At 75.5% G+C, this 24,603-nt stretch carries 23 protein-coding genes; 7 read left to right on the forward strand and 16 right to left on the reverse strand.

Going from position 1 to position 24,603, the window contains the following annotated elements; translation table 11 throughout:
• The coding region (locus ABD323_RS27545) for a hypothetical protein (protein WP_344444669.1) at positions 1–227 on the reverse strand (227 nt) is incomplete at its 3' end.
• A 203-nt stretch (positions 228–430) separates the two neighbouring features.
• On the opposite strand from ABD323_RS27545, the gene ABD323_RS27550 reads away from it, so the two are divergent.
• Positions 431–2,488 (forward strand): MFS transporter, encoded by a 2,058-nt coding sequence (locus ABD323_RS27550; RefSeq protein WP_344444670.1) that lies wholly within the window; start codon positions 431–433, stop codon positions 2,486–2,488.
• An 11-nt stretch (positions 2,489–2,499) separates the two neighbouring features.
• Here the strand turns inward: ABD323_RS27550 and ABD323_RS27555 are convergent, their stop codons facing one another.
• From ABD323_RS27555 to ABD323_RS27590, 8 genes are all read right to left on the reverse strand, one after another.
• Positions 2,500–4,053 (reverse strand): DUF2207 family protein, encoded by a 1,554-nt coding sequence (locus ABD323_RS27555; RefSeq protein ID WP_344444671.1) that lies wholly within the window; start codon positions 4,051–4,053, stop codon positions 2,500–2,502.
• The gene (locus ABD323_RS27560) at positions 4,050–4,613 is read right to left on the reverse strand and encodes a LemA family protein (protein ID WP_344444672.1); all 564 of its coding nucleotides are present in this window, start codon (positions 4,611–4,613) and stop codon (positions 4,050–4,052) included. Before ABD323_RS27560 ends, ABD323_RS27555 begins: the two co-directional genes overlap by 4 nt.
• Positions 4,614–4,797: 184 nt before the next feature.
• The gene (locus tag ABD323_RS27565) at positions 4,798–5,694 is read right to left on the reverse strand and encodes a UTP--glucose-1-phosphate uridylyltransferase (RefSeq protein ID WP_344444673.1); all 897 of its coding nucleotides are present in this window, start codon (positions 5,692–5,694) and stop codon (positions 4,798–4,800) included.
• A gap of 87 nt (positions 5,695–5,781) precedes the next feature.
• A complete protein-coding gene (locus tag ABD323_RS27570; protein ID WP_344444674.1) occupies positions 5,782–6,807 on the reverse strand; it encodes an NAD(P)-dependent oxidoreductase in 1,026 nt (341 codons plus the stop codon).
• Positions 6,808–6,855: 48 nt separating this feature from the next.
• Complete coding sequence (locus ABD323_RS27575; protein ID WP_344444675.1) at positions 6,856–7,614, reverse strand: vWA domain-containing protein; 759 nt, start codon at positions 7,612–7,614, stop codon at positions 6,856–6,858.
• Positions 7,592–8,824, reverse strand: a complete 1,233-nt coding sequence (locus ABD323_RS27580; protein WP_344444676.1) for an ADP-ribosylglycohydrolase family protein — start codon at positions 8,822–8,824, stop codon at positions 7,592–7,594. Before ABD323_RS27580 ends, ABD323_RS27575 begins: the two co-directional genes overlap by 23 nt.
• A gap of 71 nt (positions 8,825–8,895) precedes the next feature.
• Positions 8,896–10,092 (reverse strand): damage-control phosphatase ARMT1 family protein, encoded by a 1,197-nt coding sequence (locus tag ABD323_RS27585; RefSeq protein WP_344444677.1) that lies wholly within the window; start codon positions 10,090–10,092, stop codon positions 8,896–8,898.
• Positions 10,093–10,156: 64 nt separating this feature from the next.
• Positions 10,157–10,735: a GNAT family N-acetyltransferase gene (locus ABD323_RS27590; protein WP_344444678.1), complete on the reverse strand. Its 579-nt coding sequence runs from the start codon at positions 10,733–10,735 to the stop codon at positions 10,157–10,159.
• Between the two features lie 86 nt (positions 10,736–10,821).
• On the opposite strand from ABD323_RS27590, the gene ABD323_RS27595 reads away from it, so the two are divergent.
• The 3 genes from ABD323_RS27595 to ABD323_RS27605 all read left to right on the forward strand — a co-directional run bounded on the left by ABD323_RS27595 (position 10,822) and on the right by ABD323_RS27605 (position 12,812).
• Positions 10,822–11,538, forward strand: coding sequence for a hypothetical protein (locus ABD323_RS27595; RefSeq protein WP_344444679.1), 717 nt, complete (start codon positions 10,822–10,824; stop codon positions 11,536–11,538).
• 121 nt (positions 11,539–11,659) lie between these two features.
• Positions 11,660–12,001 carry an antibiotic biosynthesis monooxygenase family protein gene (locus ABD323_RS27600; protein ID WP_344444680.1) on the forward strand — a complete coding sequence of 114 codons (342 nt, stop codon included), beginning with the start codon at positions 11,660–11,662 and terminating at the stop codon, positions 11,999–12,001.
• A gap of 82 nt (positions 12,002–12,083) precedes the next feature.
• The gene (locus ABD323_RS27605) at positions 12,084–12,812 is read left to right on the forward strand and encodes a hypothetical protein (RefSeq protein ID WP_344444681.1); all 729 of its coding nucleotides are present in this window, start codon (positions 12,084–12,086) and stop codon (positions 12,810–12,812) included.
• Positions 12,813–12,819: 7 nt separating this feature from the next.
• Here ABD323_RS27605 and ABD323_RS27610 read toward each other — a convergent pair whose 3' ends face one another.
• Genes ABD323_RS27610 through ABD323_RS27630 form a run of 5 tightly spaced genes read right to left on the reverse strand, consistent with a single transcriptional unit; the run spans position 12,820 to position 18,872 of the window.
• Positions 12,820–13,686, reverse strand: coding sequence for an ECF transporter S component (locus ABD323_RS27610; RefSeq protein WP_344444682.1), 867 nt, complete (start codon positions 13,684–13,686; stop codon positions 12,820–12,822).
• 8 nt (positions 13,687–13,694) lie between these two features.
• Entirely contained in the window at positions 13,695–15,389 is a 1,695-nt protein-coding gene (locus ABD323_RS27615; protein WP_344444683.1) for an ABC transporter ATP-binding protein, read from the reverse strand.
• Positions 15,386–16,678 carry a CbiQ family ECF transporter T component gene (locus ABD323_RS27620; RefSeq protein ID WP_344444684.1) on the reverse strand — a complete coding sequence of 431 codons (1,293 nt, stop codon included), beginning with the start codon at positions 16,676–16,678 and terminating at the stop codon, positions 15,386–15,388. The genes ABD323_RS27615 and ABD323_RS27620 overlap by 4 nt, the downstream gene beginning before the upstream one ends.
• 11 nt (positions 16,679–16,689) lie before the next feature.
• Positions 16,690–17,415: an SCO2322 family protein gene (locus ABD323_RS27625; protein WP_425556174.1), complete on the reverse strand. Its 726-nt coding sequence runs from the start codon at positions 17,413–17,415 to the stop codon at positions 16,690–16,692.
• Positions 17,412–18,872 (reverse strand): SCO2321 family membrane protein, encoded by a 1,461-nt coding sequence (locus ABD323_RS27630; protein ID WP_344444685.1) that lies wholly within the window; start codon positions 18,870–18,872, stop codon positions 17,412–17,414. The genes ABD323_RS27625 and ABD323_RS27630 overlap by 4 nt, the downstream gene beginning before the upstream one ends.
• 349 nt (positions 18,873–19,221) lie before the next feature.
• On the opposite strand from ABD323_RS27630, the gene ABD323_RS27635 reads away from it, so the two are divergent.
• From ABD323_RS27635 to ABD323_RS27645, 3 genes are all read left to right on the forward strand, one after another.
• Positions 19,222–20,553, forward strand: coding sequence for a glycosyltransferase family 4 protein (locus ABD323_RS27635; RefSeq protein ID WP_344444686.1), 1,332 nt, complete (start codon positions 19,222–19,224; stop codon positions 20,551–20,553).
• 128 nt (positions 20,554–20,681) lie between these two features.
• Positions 20,682–21,416 carry a class I SAM-dependent methyltransferase gene (locus ABD323_RS27640; RefSeq protein WP_344444687.1) on the forward strand — a complete coding sequence of 245 codons (735 nt, stop codon included), beginning with the start codon at positions 20,682–20,684 and terminating at the stop codon, positions 21,414–21,416.
• A complete protein-coding gene (locus tag ABD323_RS27645; RefSeq protein WP_344444688.1) occupies positions 21,413–22,492 on the forward strand; it encodes a prenyltransferase/squalene oxidase repeat-containing protein in 1,080 nt (359 codons plus the stop codon). The genes ABD323_RS27640 and ABD323_RS27645 overlap by 4 nt, the downstream gene beginning before the upstream one ends.
• Before the next feature lie 90 nt (positions 22,493–22,582).
• Here the strand turns inward: ABD323_RS27645 and ABD323_RS27650 are convergent, their stop codons facing one another.
• Together ABD323_RS27650 and ABD323_RS27655 are read right to left on the reverse strand one after the other, a co-directional pair.
• Positions 22,583–23,575, reverse strand: a complete 993-nt coding sequence (locus ABD323_RS27650) for a hypothetical protein (protein ID WP_344444689.1) — start codon at positions 23,573–23,575, stop codon at positions 22,583–22,585.
• A gap of 193 nt (positions 23,576–23,768) precedes the next feature.
• Positions 23,769–24,428: an N-acetylmuramoyl-L-alanine amidase gene (locus ABD323_RS27655; protein WP_425556176.1), complete on the reverse strand. Its 660-nt coding sequence runs from the start codon at positions 24,426–24,428 to the stop codon at positions 23,769–23,771.
• Positions 24,429–24,603: the final 175 nt, after the last annotated feature.

Consider the following 24,603-nt stretch of genomic DNA (forward strand, 5'->3'; position numbering starts at 1 on the left):
ATCACGTCCGCTCGCTGAGGGCGGTGGGCGGCGCCGGCGGCGGGCGCCGGCAGCAGCGGGGTGCCGAAGGCGTCCTCGACCGCGGAGCCGGTCCGCACGTAGGGGCGCACCAGCGGCGGGCCCTCGAGGTGCGGCAGGATCGCGGTCTCGGTGACGTCCGGGTGGCCGCAGGCACACCCGGTGGCGGTCCGTTCGATGCCGCATGCGGGGCAGCGCTCTCCCGGCATGGACCGGTCCTCCTGGATGTGTCGACGGCATCGAACGGGCCCGATTATGCAGGACGGGGACCCGCCCCGACAGTGCCGGCCGGCTTACGAATGGCGCAGTCTGACACCGCATAAACGGACAAATCTGACACGATGTGGAGGCGAGTGTCGGATAGATCATCAGATAAGCCGATATGCCAGGACGTCAGCGAGGAGGACCCGCCATGGCGGAACCGGCGATCGAGGCCCGCCCGGAGGTCCCGCAGCAGCAGCCGGTCCACAACCTCTGGGTGCCGATCAGCGCGCTGCTGCTGGCGCTGCTGCTCGCCGCGCTCGACCAGACCATCGTCTCCACCGCGCTGCCCACCATCGTCAGCGACCTGGGCGGCCTGGAGCACCTGTCCTGGGTGGTCACCGCCTACCTGCTGGCCGCCACGGCCGCCACCCCGCTGTGGGGCAAGCTCGGCGACATGTACGGCCGCAAGCGCTTCTTCCAGGCCTCGATCGTGATCTTCCTGATCGGCTCGGCGCTCTGCGGCATCGCCCAGAACATGGGCCAGCTGATCGGCTTCCGGGCGTTGCAGGGCCTGGGCGGCGGCGGGCTGATCGTGCTCACCCAGGCGATCGTCGGCGACCTGGTGCCGCCGCGCGACCGCGGCAAGTACCAGGGCCTGTTCGGGGCGGTCTTCGGCGCCACCAGCGTGCTGGGCCCGCTGCTCGGCGGCCTCTTCGTCGACCACCTCTCCTGGCGCTGGGTCTTCTACATCAACCTGCCGATCGGCGTGGTGGCGCTGATCGTCATCGCGGCCGTCCTGCACAGCGTCGAGGTCACCCGCCAGCACCGGATCGACTACCCCGGGATCGTGCTGATCGCCGCGGTGGCCACCTGCTTCGTGCTGATGACCTCGCTGGGCGGGGTGACCTACCCCTGGGACTCCTGGGAGATCATCGGCCTGGGCGTGCTCGGCGTGGTGCTGCTGGGCTTCTTCGTCGAGGTCGAACGCCGCGCCGAGGAGGCCGTGCTGCCGCCGCGGCTCTTCGCCTCGCGCACCTTCAGCCTGATCGCGGTGATCTCCTTCGTGGTCGGCTTCGCGATGTTCGGCGCGCTCACCTACCTGCCGACCTTCCTGCAGGTGGTGCAGGGGGTGACGCCCACCATGTCGGGCGTGCACATGCTGCCGATGGTGCTCGGCATGCTGGTCACCTCGATCGGCTCGGGCCAGATCGTGGCCCGCACCGGCCACTACCGGGTCTTCCCGATCACCGGCACCGCGGTGGTGACGGTGGGTCTGCTGCTGCTCTCGCGGCTCACCGAGACCACCTCGACCACCGTGATGAGCCTGTACTTCCTGGTCTTCGGCCTGGGCCTGGGCCTGGTGCTGCAGGTCCTGGTGCTGATCGTGCAGAACTCGGTGGGCTACCAGGACCTGGGCGTGGCCACCGCGGCCGCCACCTTCTTCCGCTCGATCGGCGCCTCCTTCGGCGTCTCGATCTTCGGCACCATCTTCACCAGCGGCCTCAACGACAAGCTGGCCGACGCCCTGCGCGGCGTGCCGCTGCCGCCCGGCTTCACCGCCGGCTCGGTCACCTCCGACCCGCGGGTCATCCACGACCTGCCGCCGGTGGTCGCCCAGCACGTGCTGCACGCCTACGCCACCTCGATCGCCGACGTCTTCCTCTACGCGGCGCCGGTGGCGGCGGTGGCCTTCGTGCTCGCGCTCTTCGTGCGCGAGCAGCCGCTGCGGGCCTCGGTGACCGCCCCCGACCTCAGCGAGTCGATCGGCATGAACCCCGTCGAGCGCTCCTCGGTGGACGAGATCGCCCGCGCGCTGACCGTCCTGAACAGCCGCGAGGCGCGCCGCGACCTGTACCGGCGGATCACCGCCGAGGCAGGCCTGGACCTCCAGCCGGCCTCCAGCTGGCTGCTGCTCCAGATGCACCATCAGGGCTCGGTGGAGCCGGCCGAACTGGCGGAGCGCAAGGTCATCCCGCCCGCGGTGCTGGAGGCCGCGGCCCACGAGGTCGAGAGCCGGGGGCTGGCGCTGCGAAACGGGCTGCCGCTGCGGCTGACCGAGTCGGGCGAGGCGACGGCGATCCGGCTGGTGGCGGCCCGCCGCTCGGAGCTCTCCCACCTGCTCGGCGACTGGGACGAGAAGCAGTTCACCGACCTCGCCGACCTGCTCACCCGGCTCGCCGACAGCCTCTGCGGCGACCAGCACGACCGGCCCGACCGGCCCGACCGCACCCCCGGCGAGCGCGTGCCGCAGGGCGACAGGCCCTGAGGCCCGTCCGCTCAGCCAGTGCGCGGCGCGGGCGCGGGCCGGGCGGCCTCGGTGCCGGCGCTCAGCACCTCGACGGAGAGCACAGTGCGGGTGAGGTCGGCCACCGTCAGGCGCACCCGGCTGCCGGGCGCGGCGGCCGCGGCCAGCGAGCGCGGCACGGCCCAGGCGGTGGTGCGGTCCGTGGCGCCCTCGTCCAGCGCCAGCAGGCGCGGCGAGCGCTTGCCGATCCGCGACTCCAGGCGCAGCACCTCGCCGACGGCGGTCCGGGTGCGCCGTCCGTGGGTGGCGGCCAGCACCAGGTAGTGGCCGGCCAGCGCGGCGAAGGCGGCCAGCACCACCGCCTCGCCGGGCAGCGGCCCGCCCTGGTCCAGCGCCCGGCGCCACCAGCCCTCGGCGGGCGCCAGGTTGCCGGGCATCACGGCCAGGAAGCCGGCCAGCAGCCACCACCGGGTCATCCGGTTGGCCACCAGCACCCCCAGCAGGAGGGCCACCACCCAGCCCGCGCTGAGGATCAGCCCCGGGCGGCGCGCGGTGTCCGTCACGCCGGGCGCCGCCGCCCAGTCGGGCCGGCGCAGCAGGGCGAAGACCAGCAGGCCCACCGCGACGGTGGCCGCGGCCGCCGCCAGCTGCAGCAGCCTGCCGCGGTCGGCGCCGTAGCCCGGGCGCAGCCGCGGGTAGCGGATCCGCACCTCGCGCCAGGTGCCGCCGAAGTCCGACCAGACCCGGCGCCGGCTCCCGGCGTCGAAGCCCAGCAGCCGCACGGTGCGGTTGCTGACGCGCAGGGCCGCGCCGTACGCCGGGTAGCGGCCCCAGACGGCCACCGAGGCGGGCGGCAGCTGGGCGAACTCCTCGTGCCCCGCGAGCCAGGCCCGTACCCCGGCCCAGTGCCCGGCCCGCTCCAGACCGCGCGCGGTGGCCCGCTCGCTGGTCAGCAGCGCGATCAGGAGGAACAGCGGGAGGAAGGCGACCGTCCCCACGGTGCAGGCGGCCCGCACGTTGTGCCCGTCGGCGATCACGGCCGCCCCGAAGAGCACCGCGGGCACGAAGGCCGCGCCCGTCAGCGCACCGCGCAGGGTGGGGCCCAGGCGCGGCCGGGAGAGCCCCAGCCGCCGTGCCTCGGCGATCACCTCGCGCTGCAGCCCGCGGTTCCAGGCGGTGGCCTGCTCCTGGCCGCGGAAGGCGGAGCCGCCGACGGGCCCCCCGCCGCCGGCGGTCTTGCTCACCACCCGGGCGAGCACCCGCCGCGCGTAGGGCTGCGGCGGCATCGTCAGGGCGCCCAGGTGGATGGTGCTCTGCGCCGGGTCGGCCCCGGGCTGGCGCAGCTCGACCAGGCCGGCGGCGGCCAGGTCGAGCAGGGTGGCCGCGGCCGCCGAGGAGACCGAGCGCCAGTTGCCGGCGAGCAGGCTCACCACGGCCGGCGACTCCGGGTCGGGCCCGAGCTCCTGGGTGGCGGGGCCCGCGGTGACCGTGCCGTTGCGGGTGGCCAGGGCGGCGAGCAGGTAGCCGAGCAGCCAGAGCGCGGTGGCGCCGGCGCCGGCCAGCACGAGCTGGAGGGCGATGCTCATGCGAAGCGGACCTCGATGGGGTCCTGGACGGCCGCGTCGGCCTCGAAGTACTCGCGCCGCCCGTGCGCGCCCAGGCCCGCCACCACGTTGCCGGGGAAGGTCTCCTGCGCGGTGTTGTAGGACTGCACGGCGCTGTTGTAGAACTGCCGCGCGTAGGCGATCTTGTCCTCGGCGCTGGTCAACTCGCTCTGCAGCCGGGCGAACCGCTGGTCGGCCTTGAGGTTCGGGTAGGACTCGGCGAGCGCCAGCAGCTTGCCCAGGCTCTGGCTCAGCACGCCCTCGGCCTGGGCTCGGTCCGCGGTGGTCAGCGACTGCGTGGCGGCGTTGCCGCGCGCGAGGGTGACCGCGTCCAGGGTGTCGCGCTCGTGCTCGGCGTAGGCCTTGGTGGTCTCCACCAGGTTCGGTATCAGGTCGTGCCGCCGCTTGAGCTGCACGTCGATCTGCGCCCAGGACGCCTGGGTCTGGTTGCGCAGCCGGACCAGCCGGTTGATGGTGCTGACGATCCACCAGGCCAGTGCGGCCAGCAGGACCGCCCCCGCCGCGCCCACGATGACACCCATGATGCCGCCCCCGTACCCGTTCGCTTCGACTCTGTGACCGCACGACCGCATGGCTGTGCGACGTCGGGCCGCTTGGCCGACGGAGGCGATCCTAGACCGGCCGTCAAGAAGCGGAGTCTGAATTTCCGGTGCGGAGGTGGGCGCTGTCGGGCCGTGATGCGGGCGCGGCGCGGGCGGGATGTGCTCAGGCGGTGCCGAACTCCTGGGCGAAGCGCCGCAGATGGGTGCCGTACTCCGGGTGCGAGAGACCGGCGGCGAACTGCGCGGTGAGGTAGGCGAGCGGGTTGCCGGTGTCGTACCAGGTGCCGTCGATGACCTGCCCGTAGACGGCGCGGGTGGCGGCGTAGGTGTTGATCGCGTCGGTGAGGTAGATCTCGCCCCGGCGGTGCTCGTACCAGCGCTTGGTCTGCTCGCGCAGCTCGTCGATGATGCCCGGGGTGATGACGTACCCGCCGATCGCGGCGTAGCCGGACGGCGCCTCGTCCACGGTCGGCTTCTCGACCAGGCCGGTGATCCGCAGCGAGCCGCTGCCCAGGTCCTCCTTGACGATCGGCACGCCGTAGCGCGGCGCGTCGGCGGGCGCCATCGGCATCAGCGCCAGGACGGGGGAGTTGGTCGCCTGGTAGGCCGTCATCAGCTGCTGGGCGCGCGGGACGTCGGCGACGAAGACGTCGTCGGGCCAGAGCACGAGCATCGGCTCGTCGCCGAAGTTGCGGGCCGCGTTCAGCACCGGGGTGCCGTTGCCGTACGGGCCGTGCTGGTCGAGGTAGGTGATGTGGCCGCGCCGGGAGAGCTCCCCGACCTCCTGCACGGCGTCGGCGTAGGCCGCCTTGCCGTCGGCGCGCAGCTGGTCGACCAGCGCGGGGTTGGGCCGGAAGTGCTCCTGGATCAGGCTCTTGCCGCCGGAGACGACGATGGTGATGTCGGTGATGCCGGAGGCGACCAGCTCGCGGACCGTGTGCTCGATCACCGGCCGGTCGCCGACCGGCAGCATCTCCTTGGGCGTGGCCTTGGTCAGCGGCAGCAGGCGGGAGCCGAGACCGGCGGCGGGGATGACGGCTCGGCGGATGGTGGTGGCCACGAGGAGCTCTCCCGGGTGTCGGGGCGGAACGGGCGGTTCGGGCACGTGCGGTGGGCCCGGCCGACCGTACCAAGGGTGGGTGGATGATCACTTATGGTGAGAGGAACGCGAGATGACGCCAGGTGAGCCGGCGTGTGGACCGCCGCCCGTGCCGCCCGCTCCGCCCCCCGCTCCGCCGTGCGGACCGCTGTCGGGCCCGGTCGGCGGCCCGGCGCGCAGGTCGGTGGTGGGCGGGTCGTCGTCGCGGGCCTCGATGGCCCGCACCACGGCCGCCATGTCGGCGCCGGCCAGGCCCAGGCGCGAGGTCTCGCCGTAGAGTTCGCGGCAGACGTCGAGCAGCGGGGAGGCGATCGAGGCCGCCCGGGCGGCGTCGGTGATCAGCCGGGTGTTCTGCCACACGTCGGTGATCGAGGCCTGCACCGAGAAGTCCTCGGCGAGCAGCTTCGGCGCCTTCACCCGCATCACCGGACTCGCCATCGGCCCGGCGTCGAGCACCTCGGTCAGCCGCTCCAGGTCCAGGCCGTGCCGGCGGGCGAAGTGCACCGCCTCGGCCAGCCCGGTCACCACGCTGATCAGGAAGGTGTTGACCGAGAGCTTCATCAGCAGGCCGCCCGGCACCGGGCCGCACAGCACGCTCTGGCGGCACATCGGCGCCAGCAGCGGGCGGACCCGGTCCACGGCCGCCGGCTCGCCGGCCAGCATGGCGACCAGCTCGCCGGCCTCGGCGGGCGTGCGCGAGCCCGAGACCGGGGCCTCGACGTACCGGCCCCCCGCCGCCCGGTCCTCGGCGGGCAGCGCCGCCGAGTGGGCCGGCGCGGTGGTGCCCATCTGGACCACGATCCGCTCGCGGACGCGCTGCGCGAACCCGGGCCCGCCGCGGTCGAGGACGCCGTCCAGTGCCGTGTCGTCGAGCAGCATCAGGAGGACGACCTCGCACCGCGCGAAGACGGTCGCCGCATCCGGCGCGACCTCGGCGCCGCCCGCCGCCAGGGCGTCGGCCTTGGCCGGCGTGCGGTTCCAGACCAGCAGCGGGGTGCCGGCGCGGACCAGGTTGAGCGCCATCGGTCCGCCCATGACGCCCAGCCCGATGAAGCCGACGGTAGGTGTGCGCATGACGACAGTCTCGCACGGTGCCTGACCTGCCCAGGGACTGACGGATGGTCAGTTGGGCGGCGCGGTGAGCACACCGGCCGCCCGGGCGGCGAGGAGCCAGCGCGGGAACTCCCCGAGCAGCCGGTCGTAGAGCTCGCGGTCGCTCACGGCGCGCGGGTCGCGCCCGGCGGCCACGAACCCCGCGTTGTCCACCGGTCGCCGCTCGGGGGTGGGCAGTTCGTCCATCCGCCGCAGGAAGCCGAACTCGGGTCCGTCCGGCCGGCCGAAGCCGACGAACTGCCAGAAGATCGGCAACTCGGCGGCCAGGCAGAGCATGTCCTCGGCCGCCCGGCGCGAGCTGGGCCCGCCGTCGGTCTGGAAGACCACGAAGGCCGGGTCGCGGGCGCCCGAGAGCAGGTAGTGCCGGATCACCGCCTTCATCGCCAGGTGGTAGCTGGTCCGGCCCATGTGCCCGTAGGAGTCGTGCAGTTGGCGGATCCGGCCCCGGTAGTCGCGGATGTCCAGCTCGGCGACGCCGTCCACCTCGGTGGAGAAGAAGACCACCGGCACCACGCCGTCGTCGTCCAGGTGCGCGGCGAGCGCGAGCACCTGTTCGGCGAAGTGCTGCACGGTGCCGTCCCGGTAGAACGAGCGCATCGAGCCGGAGCGGTCGAGCACCAGGTAGACGGCGGCGCGCAGCCCCTGCAGCCCGGTCTTCTCCAGGCTGACCCGGGCCGTCTTGTACAGGTTGACCAGGGCCGGCGCGGCGGCGCCGAACTGCTCCAGGCCCAGCGCCGATCCGCGGTCACCCCTGGGGATAGCGCTCATCGAGTCCCCGTCCTCCTGTCTCGTGCCCGCCGAAGAGGGCGGTCAGGTCGTCGGCCACCGCGAGCAGGACCTCGCGCCCCTCGACGGCGGCCGCCCACCGCGGTGGCAGCGCCGCGAGCCCGTGCACCGCGCCCAGCAGGTTGCCGCAGACCGCGCCCGTCGAGTCGCTGTCCCCCGAGTGGTTGACCGAGAGCAGCAATGCCGGCCCGACGCCCACCCGTTCGGCCACCAGCGCGCAGTACACCGCGATCGCCAGGCACTCCTCGGCGATCCACCCCAGGCCCACCCGCTCGACGACCTCCGCGGCCGGCCGCTCCTCGCGCGCCAGCGTGCGGGCGCGGTGCAGCGCCCGCACGGTCTCCTCGCCGCCCGGCTGCGCCGCGGTCTGCTCGATGGTGCGGTCGAGCGCGGCGGTGAGCTCCTCGCCGGCCGTCACCCGGTCGACCAGTGCGGCGAAGGCTCCGGCGGCCAGGTAGCCGGTCGGATGGCCGTGGGTGAGCTGCGCGCACCGGGCGGCCAGGTCGAACGCCGTCCGCGGGCCGAGCGCGGCCAGCCCGAACGGCGCCGAGCGCATCACGGTGCCGCAGCCCTTGGAGTGGCCGTTGATCGGGCCGCTGGAGCCCGGCGGCGCGGGCGGGGTGTAGTGCGGGTGCTGTTCGAGGCCGGTCCAGCAGGCCCGGCCGGGGGCGCGCCGCGCGTACAGGAAGGGCTGGCGCAGCAGCCAGCCGTCGTAGGGCGCGGGGCGCGCGGTGACGTCGGGCGCGTCCTGCTGCTGGGTCAGGAACCAGCGCCGGTAGGCCGCGTGCAGGGCGCGGCCGACGCGCTCGGGGTCGAGGGGGACGGGGCGGGGGGTGGCGGGGGCGTCGGCGGGGTCGGTGGCGGGGTCGGGGGTGGAGGCGGACGCCAGGCCGGCGCGGATCAGGCCCTCGGCGGTGAAGAGCGTCATCTGGGTGTCGTCGGTGACGTCGCCGGCCCGGTCGTCGGTGACCTGCCGGTAGGAGCGGTTCTCCGGGCGCACCAGCCCGGTGACACCCTGCGGCCCGTACCGCTCGCGGATCTGCTGCAGCTGCTGGAACTCCACCGGCCAGCCCAGCGCGTCCCCGACCGCCCCGCCGAGCAGCGCGCCGCGCACGCGGTCCCGGTACGACGCCTGCCGGTTCGACTCCTCCTGGTACGGCACCTGACGTTCCACCCGTTCCTCCCCGGTCATGGCGGACATCCTGCCCGACCCGTCGGGGGGACGACGGCCGAATGCCCGCACCCGGTTGCGGCCGGCCGCGCTCAGCGGGTGCCGGCGGGGTGGTGGACCTGGATCAGGGCGTGGGTGCCGCCGGTGCGCCAGGGCGTGCCGGTGGCGTCCAGCGCGGCGACCACGGGCGCCTCCAGGCCCACCACCACCTCGGACTTCAGCGTGCGCAGGGCAGCCACCGGGGACGGGAAGTGGCCGACCGCCGCGGCGAACGCGGTGGTGGCCGGCCAGGGCCGGTCCCCGACCAGGCGGCGGTAGTTGAGGTCGCCCTTGAGGATCGTCAGCGCCGCGCCGGAGAGCTCCGTGCGCAGGTCGGCGGGCAGGTCGTGGAAGGGCAGCGGGGCGCAGAAGAAGGGGTGGGTGCGGAGGGTGAGCGCGCCGGTGGTCAGCGCCCGCCGCAGCCGGCGGCCGGTCAGCGCCGCCTGCGGGCCGGGCGCGGCGTACAGGCGCTCGACGGCGGCGAGGACGTCCGTGGTGGTGGCGTCGGAGACGTAGTAGGGGTGCGGCTTGACGTAGAGGACCGCCTCGGCCGCCAGGCCGCCGGCCAGCAGGTGGTCCAGCAGGACGAGGTCGGGGAGCAGTTCGCGACCGGCGTTGTCGGCGATCAGGCAGACCCGGGGACTGCTCGCGGCGGCGAGGGTGGACCAGAGCAGCGGACCGTGGTCCACCAGGAGTCCGGACGGCGGCGCGCCGGCGGTGCCCGTGCCGGCGGCGGGGGGCTGGAGCCGGAAGCTGAGATCGGCCCGGTTGCCCCAGAGCGCGGCGGCCAGCAGGGCCGCCGCCCGGCGCTCGTCCGGGAGCTCGGACAGGCCGTCGAGCGCGGCGAGTTCGCCGTCCACCTCCGGACCGGCCAGTTCGGCGTTCTTGAGCGGGGCGAACGGGTCGACCCCCTGCCAGGCGCCGGGCCGGAAGTAGCCGGTGGCCTCCAGCAGCCGGCGGTAGAAGTAGCTCTCGGCCCAGAGGAACGGCGCCTCGCCCCACGGCCGCCCGTACAGCTCCCGACCGCCCCAGGCCAGCCACTGCGCGTGGTCGGGGGCGTGCTCGCCCAGCGGCTCCAGGACGCCGGTGGTGCTCTCGACGAGCAGGTCCCGCACCGCCGCGCGCTGGGCCGGCCCGTACGGCACCACGTCGAGCAGCTGCGTGACGAGCGCGGGGTGGCGCCGGTGGAAGACGCTCCAGGGGAAGGAGTGCGGGAGGTCGCTGCGGAAGGCGGGCGGGTCGGTGGGCACGTCGCCGATGCTACGGGGGAGCCGGTGACCCGGCCGGCAGGCTCCCGGCTCCCACGGGCCTCCGTCAGTGGGTTTCGGCGGCCGCGAGGGCCTGCGCCTGCTGACGGGTCAGTCGCCAGACCTGCTCCTCGCCGGTCTCGGCCGGGGCGATCGGCTCGGCGGGGCGCACCAGGGCCCGGGTGAAGCCGAGCCGGGCCGGGACGGCGCCGCTGGCGTGGTTGGCCACGTCGTGGACGATCTCGACACACCCGATCCCGGGGAGCCGGAAGGCCTCCTCGACCAGGGCGCGCGCGGTCCGGGTGGCCAGGCCGCGCCCGGTGACGGCCGGGTGTAGCCAGTACCCGATCTCGAGGCCGTCGGCCGGGGAGTTGGTGCGCCGGGCCAGCCCGCAGGAGCCCACGATCGCCCCGTCGAGCACGATCGCGAAACTGAACTCCGCACCGCTCGCCCAGAGCTCGGCGCGACGGGCCAGGAAGCCCGCGGTGCCGGCCGGGCTGTGCTCGACGATCCAGGGCATCCACGGGCGCAGGTGCTCCAGCGACTCGTCGATGGCCCGGTGGAACTCCGGCAGGTCGGCGTCGCCCTGGTAGCAGCGCAGGGTCAGGCCGCCGTCGAGGGTGATCACGCGCGGGGGAGAGGTCATGCCAGCGAGGATCGGGCACGGCCGATCCGGTCGGCAACGGGATTTGTCGGGTGACGCCGGCGGGGCCGTTGGTGGATCATCGGGGGATGGCATCCGATCTGCGGCGGCTTGACCTGCGCGTGAGCGTCCCCGAGCTCGGGCAGCGCGAGGGCGCGGTGCAGCTGCGCCCGTTCGTCGACGGTGAGGACCTGCTGGCCCGCGGTTTCCCGGACGAGCCGGGGGTCGACCCGGGCCTGCTGCTCGTCGCCGGCGGTCCGCTGGAGGCCGGTCCGGTGGCCCGCACGGCGCGGCTGGCGGAGAGCGAGTGTACGCAGGCGTGCTGCGGCGCACTCGATGTGACGGTTCGGCAGGTCGGCGACGAGGTCGTCTGGAACGACTGGCGCAACACGGCCGACGACCGGATCACCCTGCCGGAACTGCGGTTCGCGGCCGCGCAGTACCACGCGGAACTGGCCCGGGCGGTCGCCGACCACGGCTGGGAGTGGCCGGCCCGGACGGTGGCGCGGCTGCTGGAGGAGCGGTTGCGGGCGGAGGGGGCGCGGGCGGAGGGGCTGCGCCGCGAGGACCGGTGGCCGGACCGGTGGGAGTGCGAGCTGCGCTGGGTGGCCGCCTGGCACTGGGAGCCGGAGCGGGTGCGGGTCGGTTTCCTCGACCGCCGCGGCTCGACCGCCGACGGCCTGCCACGGCACCGGATCCTGCTGGAGTTCCCGGTGACCGCCCAGGAGCCGGCCGACCGGGCGCGGGCGCTGGCCGAGCGCCTGCTCGCGGGCGACCCGCGCGAGCTGTCGTCGGCCGGGGGCTGAGCCCGGGCGCTCGGGGACGTGTCCCGGCGTCCCGCGTGGGGGCCCGGCTTCGTAGGGTGGGGGCGTGGCAGCGGCCGCCGGTCCGGTGGTCGGTGCGAGGCCGAACGTGAGAGGTGTCCCGATGGCTAGCGTGGTCAAGATCAACGTGCTGACCGTTCCCGCCGAGCAGCGCGAGGTGCTGGAGCAGCGCTTCGCCTCCCGCGCGGGCGCGGTGGAGGGCTCGGACGGCTTCGAGTGGTTCGAGCTGCTCCGCCCGCTGGAGGGGACCGACCAGTACCTGGTGTACACCCGCTGGGCCTCCGAGGAGGCGTTCCAGGCGTGGATGTCCGGCCCGATGCAGGCGGCCCACCGCCCGGCCGCCCCGGCGGGCGAGGGTGAGGGTGCGGCGCAGCGTCCGGCGGCCTCCGGCTCGACCCTGTGGTCCTTCGAGGTCGTCCAGTCGGCCGGCCCGAAGCAGGCCTGACCCGCCTCGCCCGGCCCGCCCCCGACGGCTGTCGGGGGCGGGTCCTAGGGTGGCCGTCGGCTGATCGACGGGAGGGGAACCGGTGGTGGAGGCAGAGGTCGACGTGATGGTGGCGGGGGAGGGCCTGCGGGTCTATCCGGAGGCGGCGGAGGTGTTCGTGGCCGACCAGCCGGAGCTGGCCCGGCACCTGCACCCGCTGGTCTCGATCGACCTGGCCCGGGTCGACCCGGCGTGGCACGGGTGGATCCACCTGGTCAGCCCGCTGGAGCCGGCCGAGGGCTACCTCGGGGACCACACGCCGGCGTTCCACGGCGCGTTGCAGCGCGCCAACTGGCTCGGCTTCGCCATGGACGGCGACCAGGGCGACCGCTACCGGCTGCTCGGTGACCTGCGGTACTTCGTGCGGGCGACCACGCCGGAGGAGCTGCCCGAGCCGTGGCCGGGGTTCCGCGAGGAGCTGGCGGCGCACTGCGAGCGGCAGGAGCGCAGCTACCGCGCGCACCGGGAGGTGTTCCGCCGCGAGGGGCGGCTGCTGATGCTGGACGAGGACGACGTGCCGTATTCGCACGACGCGGTGGCCCTGCTGGAGCAGCTCGGCGGTGGCGCCGAGCCCGGCAACTGGGCCGACTTCGAGCTGTTCCGGCTGGAGGAGGACGGCGAGTTCGTCCGGCCGGTCAGCGCGGCCGGTCACCCGTTCCGCTTCGTGGCGGCGGTGCCGGGCTGGCACTACCGGCGCAGCGGCGCCGACTGGATCCTGCTCTTCTTCGAACCCGTCGAGCGGCTGGCCCTGTTGACCTTCGACTGGAGCTGAGCGCCGCTCAGCGTTGGGGCGGCACGAAGCCGATCGGCGCGTCGAAGGCCGCGCGGCGCACGGCCCGGCGCAGCGCGCGCAGCACCGGGGCGCCCACGGTGAGGCAGAGCGTGGCGGTGAGCGCGGCCCGCGGCAGGTCCCAGCCGAGCGAGGTGGTCAGGCAGTAGACCGCGAAGCGCGGCAGGTTGGCGCTGAGCGGATCGCCCGGGACGAAGGCGACCGAGCTGCTCAACCCGCCGATGTAGGGCCAGCCCTGGAGGTTCATCACGGTGCCGTAGAGCACGGCGCTCACCGCGCCGTAGCCGGCCAGCAGCAGCACCTCGCGGCGGCCGCGCAGGGTGGCGGGGCCCGGCAGCAGGGCGGCGCCCAGGCAGACCCAGCCCATCGCGAGCATCTGGAACGGCAGCCAGGGGCCGACCCCGCCGGTGAGCAGTGCGGAGGCGAACATGGTCAGCGCGCCCAGCACGAAGCCGGTGCCCGGCCCGAGGACCCGCCCGGCCAGCACCATCAGGAAGAACATCGGCTCCAGGCCGGCGGTTCCGGCCCCCAGCGGGCGCAGCGCCGCGCCGGCCGCGGCCAGCACGCCGAGCAGGGCCACCGCCTTGGGGTCCAGGCCCGACTCGGAGAGCTGGGCGACCAGCACGGCGAGCAGCAGCGGCATCAGCAGGGCGAAGAGCCAGGGCGCGTCGGTGGAGTGGCCGACCAGCGCGGAGGCGGGGGAGGCGAGCAGCGGCCAGCCGAAGGCGGCCAGGCCGATCAGCGTGGTGAGGGCGAGGACGGCGATCGAGCGCGGGCCGAGCGGGACGGGGCGGGTGAGCGCGGCGGACGTCGGGGAGGTCGTGGGGCTCGGGCCGGGGGCGGGCGGGCGGCTCATCGGTCGGCTCATCGGTCGGCCGCCGGGTCCGCCGCCGGGTCGGGCAGCGGCTTCGCGAGCGGCTCGGCCGGCGTGGCGGCGAGGGCCGCGGCGACCTGGCGGACGGTCAGCCAGGGCTCGGGGGCGAGCACCTTGGCCACCTGCGGGGCGTAGACCGGGGAGGCGAGGACGACCTCGGCCGACGGGCCGTCCGCGACGATCTCGCCGTCGGCCAGCACCACCGTGCGGTGGGCCAGCTCGGCGGCGAGCTCGACGTCGTGGGTGGCCAGCAGGATCGCGTGGCCTTCGGCGGCCAGGGTGGTGAGGATCTCCACCAGGCGGGCCTTGGCGGCGTAGTCCAGGCCGCGGGTCGGCTCGTCGAGCAGCAGCAGCGCCGGGCGGCCGGTCAGCACCACGGCCAGGGCCAGGGTGAGGCGCTGGCCCTCGGAGAGGTCGCGGGGGTGGGTGTCGTCGGGGATGCCGGGGAGCAGCCGCTCCAGCAGGGCGCGGCAGCTGCCGGCGGCGGCCGCGGCGTCCTGGTCGGACGCGGCGCACTCGGCGGCGACGGTCTCGGCGTAGAGGAGGTCGCGCGGGTCCTGCGGGACCAGGCCGACCTGGCGGACCAGGTCCCGCGGCCGCGCCCGGTGGGGGGTGAGGGTACCGGCCAGGACGGTGCCGCCGGTCGGGGCGTGCAGGCCGGCCAGGGTGCCGAGCAGGGTGGACTTGCCGGCGCCGTTGCGGCCCATGAGAGCAGTGATCTCACCCGAGAGCAGTGATAGCGACACGCCGCGCAGAGCCGGTACCGGCCCGCGCTGGACGGTCAGCCCGCTGGTCCGGGCGACCACCGGACCGGGCGCCGACGCGCTGCGGGCCGTGGCGCGGGCCGCGGCTCCGGCCCCGGCAGCCGCCTGCGCCAGGCGGGCGCGCAGCGGGGCGGCGCGCCGTCGGGCGTCGCGCACCGAGAGCGGCAGCGGCGACCAGCCCGCCACCCGGCCCAGCCCCACCACCGGCGGGAAGACCGGCGAGTGCGCCAGCACCTCGGCCGGCTCGCCCAGCACGGCGGGCCCGCCGTCGCCCGGCAGCAGCAGCACCTGGTCCGCGTACTGGACGACCCGCTCCAGCCGGTGCTCGGCCATCAGCACCGTGGTGCCCAGGTCGTGCACCAGCCGCTGGACCACCGCGAGCACCTCCTCGGCCGCGCCCGGGTCGAGCGCCGAGGTCGGCTCGTCCAGCACCAGCACCTTCGGGTGCACGGTCAGCACCGAGCCGATCGCGACCCGCTGCTGCTGGCCGCCGGAGAGCGTGCTCAGCGGGCGCGAGCGCAGCTCGGCCAGTCCCAGCAGGTCCAGGATCTCCTCCACCCGCTGCCGCATCACCTCCGGCGGCAGGCCCAGCGACTCCATGCCGTAGGCGAGTTCGTCCTCCACCGTGTCGGTGGTGAAGTGACCGCGCGGGTCCTGGCCCACCGTGCCGACCAGGTCGGCGAGTTCACGCGGCCGGTGGGTGCGGGTGTCGCGGCCGTCCACGGTGACCCGGCCGTGCAGCCGGCCGCCGGTGAAGTGCGGGACCAGGCCGCTGACGGTCCCCAGCAGGGTGGACTTGCCCGCGCCGGACGGGCCGACCAGCAGGCAGAGCTCCCCCTCGGGGACGGTCAGGTCCAGGCCGCTGAGGGCGGGCCCGGCGGCGTCCGGGTACTGGACCGAGACCTGCTCGAAGGTGATCACGGGTGGTCGGCCTTCCGGACGGGTGGGGCGGCGGGGACGGCGGCGGGAGCGCCGGCCGGCCCGGGAGCGGGTGCGGGCGCGGGTGCGGGTACCGGAGCAGGAACAGGGGCGAGCAGCGGCGGCGGGGCCGGGGCGGCGAAGGCGGGCAGCAGGCCGACCAGCACGGCCAGCACCGCCGTCAGCGGCAGGGCCGGCACGCGGGGCGGCACGACGGTCGGCGCGAACGCCCCGGGAGCCCGCCCCGACAGCCAGATCATCGCCGCCGCGACCAGCACCCCCGAGCCCGCGGTCAGCCACTCCGGCCAGGCCCACGGGTCGGGCCGGTAGCGGGTCCGGACGCTGCGCCGCGAGCCCAGCGCCAGCCCGCCCGCGCTCGCCGCGAGCCCGGCCACCAGCACCGGCAGCGGCCAGCCGGCCCCGCCCGCGCCGAGCAGTCCGTAGACCGCCGCGCAGACGCCGAGCAGGCCGAGCAGGGTGAGCGCGGCGGTGAGGCGGGCCAGCCGGCGCGACACGGGCGCGGTGCGCCCGAAGCCGCGGGTGTCCATCGCGGCGGCCAGGGCCACCGACCGCTCCAGCGCGCTCTCCAGGACCGGCAGGCCGACGCTGAGCACCGAGCGCGGGCCGCGGTCGGGGCGCCCGCGCAGCCGGCGGGCGGCGAGCAGCCGCTGGAGGTCGGCGACCAGGTTCGGCGCGAAGGACATCGCCACCACGGCCGCCACGCCCACCTCGTAGAGCGCGCCGGGCAGGATCCGCAGCAGCCGCGCGGGGGAGGCCAGCGCGTTCGCCGCGCCGACGCAGATGAGCAGGGCGGCCAGCCGCAGGCCGTCGTAGAGCGTGAAGAGCAGCGCCTCCAGGGTCACCCGGCCGCCGACCCGCACGCCCTGCGCCCAGGCGGGCAGCGGCAGTCGGGGCAGGTCGAGCAGGACGTGGGTCCCCGGGACCGGCGAGCCGAGCAGCAGCGTGAAGAGCAGCCGGATCGCCAGCACGGCCAGCCCCAGGCGCAGGAACGCGCCGTAGGAGCGGGCCCAGGGGGCCTCGGTGCGGCGGGCGGCGACCACGAAGCCGGCGACCGCGACGAGCAGCAGCAGGAGCAGCGGATTGGTGGTGCGGGAGGCGGCCGCCGCCAGGCCGAGCGCCCAGAGCCACCAGGCGCCGGGGTGCAGCTGCCGCGGGCCGACGGCCGACCGGGTCGCCCTGGCTGACCGGGCCCCGGCCCGGCCACGGGCGCGCGGCGTCGGGGCGTCGGCCTGCCGCGCACCGGAGGGTTGCGGGTCGTGCGGGTGGGTCATCGGTGCGGGCCTCACGGACGGGGGCGACGACGGCGGACCTGCCAGAGCGCGCCCACCCCGAGCAGCGCGACCAGGGCCGCGCCCAGCGGCAGGCCCAGGTCGGGACCGCCGTCCGCGGCCTTCGCGGCGCCGGCGGCCGTCGAGCCGGCGGAGTCGGAGCCGGAGCCCGCGCCCGGCCCGCTGACGACCTCGCCGCAGCCGGCCGCCGGGTAGCCGGCGATGGCGCAGAGCATGCCGTTGGTGTCGTACCGCAGCGGCGGGGCGACGGCGGCCAGCACCTCCGCCGAGCTCGCCTCCACCCGCACCTGCGCGCAGCCCGTCCGCGCGGCCGGCGCAGCCTCCCCCGAGGGCGCGTCGCCCGCGCCGCCGAAGTCCAGCACCAGCCCGACCCGCTTGAAGCCGGGGCGGGCCGGTACGGCGGCGCAGAGCGCGGCGAAGTCGCCGGCGGCGGCCGGGCGCGCGGTGTCGCGACCGCCGTCGGGGCTCAGCGTGAACCGCCAGCCGTCGACCGAGCCGTCGGCCGGCAGGTTGGTCGCCGGACCCTGCTGCTGGTAGCCCCAACTCCCGCCGGACCAGTGCCAGAAGGACCAGTAACGGTAGGCCGAGGCGTGCGCCGGTGCGGCGGCGAGCAGCAGCAGCACCAGCGGCACGATCAGCAGCGCGACCGGAGCGAGCGGGGCGGTCACCACGGCGGCGGCCGGAGCCTGCGCCGCCCGCCGCGGCACCGCGCGGATCACTTGCCGCTCGCCTTGCCGCCCGCCGGGGCGGCGGGCTTGTCGCTCGCGCCCTTGCCGCCGGTACCAGTGCCGGTGCCGCCCTTGCCGCCGGCGCCGCCCTTGGCGTTCTTCTTCTTGGCGGGGCCGAAGTCCACCTGGTTGCTCTTGCGCTGCATGCTGAGCACCAGCCCGCCGCCCGCGCCGATCAGCAGGCCGATCCCGATCGTCCAGACCGGCGAGGTGCCGCTCTTCTTGCCGGTCGCCGAGGAGCCGCCCGAGCCCGCGGCCACGCCGGACTGCGCGGCCGGGCCGGCGTCGGCGAGCTGCTTGACCAGGTCGGTGCCGCCGAAGGCGCGCGGGTCGCGGCCGGCCGCGTGCGCGGCGAGCAGCAGGGTGGCGGTGGCGGACGGGTCGGTGCCGGCCGGGCCCTTGGTCCAGCCGGCGGCGTTGGTGTACTGCCCGTCGACCGCGCCGGCCGCCTGCTGCGGGTGGCCGGCGCGGACCAGGCTCAGCACCGCCCAGGAGGTCGCGCCGAAGTCCGGGGTCGGGGCGGCACCGGGGGTGGTCAGCATCAGGTGCTGGCCGCCGGTGGCCAGCTGCCCGGCCAGGAAGCCGGCGGCGGCCTCGGCCGCCTCGCCCTTGGGCACGGTCGTCGCGCCGGCGGCGTCGGGGCAGGTCAGTGCCTTGGGGGCCGGACCGGTGGGGCTGCCGGCGGTCACCGGCAGCGAGCCGCCGGCGACGGCCAGGGTGGCCTGCGAGGTGGCCAGCGCGTTGGCGGCCACCTCGCCGGTGGCGGCCGGCTGGTAGGCGAAGGCGCCGCGCTGGTCGGTCGGGGCGGCGCAGCCGAGCTGCAGGGCGGCCAGCCCGTCCAGGCCGTTCTTGCCGGCCTTGGCCACGCCGCTCGGGTCGGTCTTCGCGGCCCGCAGCGCGCTGACGGCCAGCCCCGTGGAGTCCGCGTCGCCCGGGGCGCCGGGGTTGTAGGACCAGGTGCCGTCGGCGTTCTGGACCGACGTCAGCCACTGCACGCCCTTGTCCACGGCCGGCTGGTGCCCGCCGAGCGCGACCAGGGCCTGCACGGCCATCGCGGTGGCGTTGCTGTCCTCGGTGGCGGCGACACAGGGCGTCGCGGTCTCGGCGCGGAAGGAGGGCCAGCCGCCGTCCGCGCACTGCTGGCCGGTCAGCCAGTCGACCGCGGCGGTGGCCGGGGTCACCTTGGCGGTGGCCAGCGCGGTGAGCGCCAGCGACTGGCGCCAGACGCCGTCGTAGGTGGGGTCGCCCTTGCCGTAGACGGCGGTCGGCGCCGCCACCGGCGACGGGGACGCGGGCGCCGCGGCGGGGGCCGGGGCACCGGCCGAGGAAGCGGTCGAGGCGTCGGGGGAGGGCGAGGCGGTGGCGTCGGCCAGCGCCGGTCCGGCGGTGAGGCCCGCCAGCAGGGCGGCGGTCAGGGCGACGGCGCCGGTACGGGCGGCGGAGAGCATGCGGAGGGTGGCCTTTCGCGGGGCGGTGGACGGACCGCCGCCGCGAGGGCGGAGCCCCGGGCGCACGGCACGAGGTTACGACTCTATCCGCCCGGCCGACCCCCCACGGCCTGCGCCGGTGCGGCTGCGGGGTCGCCTCGCACTCCTGACCGGCCCGGTCGTGGGCGGCCCGTGGCGAGCGTGTCGTGAATCACCATCCCAGCCTCCGATGCACAAGCTACGGGCCGGTATCTTCGAGGTCTCTCATTGTTCACATGCTCAATGATGAAATCCACACCACCGTGCAACGTGATCTACTGAACCGCTGCGGCCGGCCCGGCCCGGCGGAAGTGGGCAGAAGGGGCCGACCATGACGGGGCACCCACCCTCCACGGCCGACCGGCGTCCGCTGCGCATCGCGCTGCTCTCCTACCGGGGCGATCCGTTCTGCGGCGGTCAGGGCGTCTACGTCCGTCACCTCTCGCGTGAACTGGCCCGGCTGGGCCACCACGTCGACGTGATCGGCGCGCAGCCGTTCCCGGTGCTCGACGAGGTCCAGGGCCCCGGCTCGGTGCGGCTGGTGGAGCTGCCCAGCCTCGACCTGTACCGCGCCGACGACCCCTTCCGCACCCCCGGCCTGGACGAACTGCGCGGCCCGGTGGACCTGTTGGAGGTCGCCACGATGTGGACCGGGGGATTCCCCGAGCCGCTCACCTTCTCGCTGCGGGCCCGTCAGTACCTGGCCCGCCACAAGGGCCGCTACGACGTGGTGCACGACAACCAGACCCTCGGCTACGGCCTGCTGGGCCTGGCCCGGCACGGGTACCCGCTGGTGACCACCATTCACCACCCGATCACCGTGGACCGCCGCCTGGAACTGGCGGCCGCCCCCACCCGGCTCAAGCGGCTGTCGCTGCGCCGCTGGTACGCCTTCACCCGGATGCAGCGCCGGGTCGCGGCCCGCCTCGACCACATCATCACCGTCTCCGGCAGCTCGAAGGCCGAGATCGCCGCGCAGCTGGGTGCCGCGCCGGGCGCGGTCTCGGTGGTGCCGATCGGTGCGGACACCCGGCTCTGGTCGCCCTCGCCCGAGGTGGCGGTGGTGCCCGGACGGATCGTCACCACCTCCAGCGCGGACGTGCCGCTCAAGGGCCTGGTCCACCTGGTGGAGGCGCTGGCGAAGGTGCGCACCGAGCGCGAGGCGCACCTGGTGGTGGTCTGCAAGAAGCAGGGGAAGGGCCCGGTCGCGGACGCGGTGCGGCGCTTCGGCCTGGAGGAGCACATCGAGTTCCGCACCGGCCTGACGGACGAGCAGCTGGTGGACCTGTACCGCTCGGCCGAGGTGGCCTGCGTGCCCTCGCTCTACGAGGGGTTCTCGCTGCCGGCCGCCGAGGCGATGGCCACCGGCACGCCGCTGGTGGCCAGCACCGGCGGGGCGATCCCCGAGGTCGCGGGCCCGGACGGCGAGACCTGCCTGGCGGTGCCGCCGGGTGATGCCGGGGCGCTGGCCGCCGCGCTCGGCCGGCTGCTGGACGATCCCGAGCTGCGGGCGCGGCTGGGGGCCGCCGGGCGCGAGCGGGTGCTGGCCCGCTTCACCTGGGAACGGGCCGCCGAGCTGACCGCCGACCGCTACCGCGCGGCGATCGCCACCGGAGTCGGCCGGCGGGCCCGCGCGGGCGCCGGCTGGCGCTACGTCGCCTGAGCCCGCTCGGTCCCGTCCGGCACCCGCCCCGCCCCGCCCCGCCTCGCTCGACCCCACCCGATCCCGCCCGATCTCGCCTGACCCTCCGTCACCGCACCGGTGATGCAGCAACGAATGGGAGCCCCGCAGTGCTGACCGTCGACTTCTCCCGCTTCCCACTCGCCCCCGGTGATCGGGTGCTCGACCTGGGCTGCGGCGGGGGCCGGCACGCGTTCGAGTGCTACCGCCGTGGCGCGAACGTGGTCGCCCTGGACCAGAACGGCGAGGAGATCGCCGAGGTCAGGCGCTGGTTCGACGCGATGGCCGCCGCCGGCGAGGCGCCGGCCGGGGCGTCGGCGGTGGCGATGGAGGGCAACGCGCTGGCGCTGCCGTTCGAGGACGAGTCCTTCGACAAGATCATCATCTCCGAGGTGATGGAGCACATCCCCGACGACAAGGGCGTGCTGGCCGAGATGGTGCGGGTGCTCAAGCCGGGCGGCCTGCTCGCGGTGACCGTGCCGCGCTGGCTGCCGGAGAAGATCTGCTGGGCGCTCTCCGACGAGTACCACGAGGTCGAGGGCGGCCACATCCGGATCTACCGCGGCGACGAGCTGCTGGAGCGGCTGCGCGAGGCCGGCCTGAACCCGTACGGCACGCACCACGCGCACGCGCTGCACTCGCCGTACTGGTGGATCAAGTGCGCGGTGGGCGTCGACAACGACAAGGCGCTGCCGGTCAAGGCCTACCACCAGCTGCTGGTCTGGGACATCGTCGGCACCCCGGTGATCAGCAGGATCACCAAGGCCGCCGAGGCCGCGCTCAACCCGGTCATCGGCAAGAGCTTCGTCGCGTACGCCAGCAAGCCGAACCGGGCCGGGGCATGACCGCTCACGAGGGCGTCGCTACGCCCCGCGCCCTGCTGCTGCCCGGAGTGCTGGACGCCGAGCAGGCCGCCACCACCGTGCGCAGCATCCTGGCCGAGCAGCGGCCCGACGGCGCGCTGCCCTGGTTCACCGGCGGCCACCTGGACCCCTGGGACCACACCGAGGCGGCGATGGCGCTGGACGCGGCCGGCGAGCACGCCGCCGCCGAGCGGGCCTACCGCTGGCTGGCCGAGCAGCAGAACCCGGACGGCTCCTGGTACGCGGGCTACTTCGGCGACGGCGCGCCGGGGATGAGCAACGCGGCGGTGGAGACCAACTTCTGCGCCTACCTGGCGGTCGGCGTCTGGCACCACCACCTGAGCACCGGCGACGACGCGTTCCTCGACCGGATGTGGCCGGTGGTGCGCCGGGCGCTGGACTTCACCGTCGGTCTGCAACTGCCCGGCGGCCCGATCGCCTGGCGGCTGGACGAGGACGGCACGCCCGTGCAGGAGGCGCTGCTGACCGGCTCCGCCAGCATCCTGCACGCCCTGCGGTGCGGCCTGGCCATCGCCGACTACCGCGAGGAGCCTCAGCCGGACTGGGAGTTGGCCACCGGCCGGCTGCAGCACGCGGTGGCCGCGCACCCGGAGCGGTTCCTCGACAAGGACCGCTACTCGATGGACTGGTACTACCCGGTGCTCGGCAGCGCGCTGCGCGGCGAGCCGGCCCGGCAGCGGATCGCGGCCCACTGGGACCGCTTCGTGGTGCCGGGCCTGGGCGTGCGCTGCGTCAGCGACCGCCCGTGGGTGACCGGCGGCGAGAGCGCCGAACTCGCGCTCGCGCTCTGGGCGGTGGGCGAGTCGGACCGGGCGGTGGAGATCCTGCGCTGGATCCAGCACCTGCGCCACGAGGACGGTTCCTACTGGACCGGCTACGTGTTCGAGGACGACGCGATCTGGCCCGAGGAGCGCACCACCTGGACCGCCGGGGCCCTGCTGCTGGCGGTCGCCGCGCTCGGCGGCGACCCGGCGACGGTGGCCGTCTTCGGCGCCGAACAACTGCCGAACGGACTGGCCGCCGAAGGCTGTTGCTGACACCACCGGACCGCTCTCGGTGCGGGAGGGCGTGCGAGGGCCCGGGCGCGACCCCCCGCCGGGCCCTTCGCACGGTACCGCTACGGCGGGTCAGCCGCGCTGGATGCCCGAGACGTCGCCGAGCACGCCCTGGGTGCCGTCCTGCAGCTGCGCCACCAGGGCGGTGCCGCGCTGGTCGACGGCCAGGTACCAGGTGCCGGGCAGCAGTTCACCGACCGGCGGGCCGGCCGAGCCGTCCTTGGGGGAGAGCTGACGCGGCGCCGGGACGGCGAACCAGAACGGCGCGAAGTCCACGGCCGGCGCGGGCGCCGGGGCGGGGGTGGGCTCGGCGGCGGCCGGCGCGGGCGCGGCGTGGACGGCCGGCGGGGTCTGGAAACCGGCGTCGTGCCGCTGCTGCTGGCCGGCGGCCGGCTCGCCCTGGGCGCCCGGGTGCGGCTGGCCGAAGGACTGCTCGGGCGCCTGGCCCGCCTCCGGGGCGGGGAAGCCGTAGCCGCCGGGCTGCGGCTGGCCGCCGAAGGTGTGGCCGCTGCCGCCCGGGGTCTGGCCCAGGTGCGGGGCCTGGCCCGGGCCGGGCTGGCCCGCGCCGGGGGTCGGGTAGCCGTAGCCGGGCTGCTGGAACTGGCCCTGGTTCGGGCCCTGCGGCGCGCCGGGGTAGCCGCCGAGGCCGCCCGGGTAGCCCTGCTGGATCGGGGTGGCGGGCTTGTCGGTGACCAGCGGTGCCTGCAGCGCGGGCACCAGCGGGCCGGCCACCGCGCCACCGGCGATCACCAGCACCGAGAGCACGCCGAGGTAGGCGCCCCAGGAGTGGTTGGAGCCGTTGCCCAGCGACCAGAGCGAGGTCCAGAGCGCGGCCACCGCGAAGGCGGTGCCCCACTGGTCCAGCCGCAGGCCCAGGATCTGGCGGGTCCTGGCCGCCTCGCCCTGGAAGCGCTGGAGCAGGATCAGCGCGGCCGCCGCGATGCCCAGCAGGTAGACCGAGGGCAGCACCGGGAACAGGTTGCTGTTCCAGGCGCTCGACGAGCAGGCCGCCAGGTTGCAGTCGACCGACCAGTACGGGAGGAAGGACGAGATGAGCAGGAGCACGGCCGCACCTGCGATGGCGGCATCTCCTCTGGTGAGAGCGCGCAGATTCACGAACGTTCCCCTCGTCGGTGTATGTCGTGGACGGCAGTGTGGTTCGGACGGTGCAAAAGCCTAGGGCCAAGCCGTTCGGGAGTGCACGGCGGGATCCCGAAACGGGGGGTGTCGTGGCAAAACACCCGCGATCGGCCCCCGGTCAGCCCGCGGGTGTGGTGAGGTGGGCGGTCAGCGCGTCGGCGATGCCCTGGGCGGCGCGCTGGCGCCACTGCGGGTCGGTCATCCGCTTGGCGTCACCGGCGTTGCGCATGTTGCCGCACTCGATGAAGACCTTCGGCACCGTGGAGAGGTTGAGGCCACCGAGGTCGCTGCGGGTGTCCAGCCCCTGGTCGGCGATGTAGTCGGCGTACGGCTCGCCGGTGGCGGCCTGGAACTTCTGGCGCACCAGCAGCCCCAGCCGGCGCGAGGGGTCGACGATCGCGGCGTTGTCGGCCACCCCCGCCACCACCTTGGCGGGCAGGATCACGTGGAAGCCGCTGCCCGAGGCCGGGCCGCCGTCACCGTGCACCGAGATCGCCGCGTCCGCGTGCGCGCTGTTGCCGATCGCCGCCCGCTCGGTGACGCAGGGTCCCCAGGGCCGGTCGCCGTCCTGGGTGAGGACCACGGTGGCGCCCAGGCCCTGGAGGATGTCGCGGATCCGGTGCGAGACGTCCAGGGTGTAGGCGGCCTCGCTGTAGCCGGCGTCCGTCTCGGTGCCGGTGGTGTCGCACTCCTTGTGGCTGTTGCCGATGTCGACCTGGCGGTTGATCTCGGTGGCGTGCGCCGCGTTGCCGGGGTTGTGGCCGGGGTCGAGGAGCACGGTCCTGCCTGCCAGCGGCCGGCCGGCCGGGCTCGCGCCGCCGGTCGGCGACGTGCTCGCCGAGGCGCCGGCCGAGGAGGTGTCGGCCGGGCCGCTCGGGGAGCCGGTGGCGGGGGTGCCGGACGCGGTGACCCGCGCGGTGGGCCTGGCGGTCGGCACGCCCGCCTACGGCGAG

Source organism: Kitasatospora nipponensis, from assembly GCF_039528135.1.
Classification (GTDB): domain Bacteria; phylum Actinomycetota; class Actinomycetes; order Streptomycetales; family Streptomycetaceae; genus Kitasatospora; species Kitasatospora nipponensis.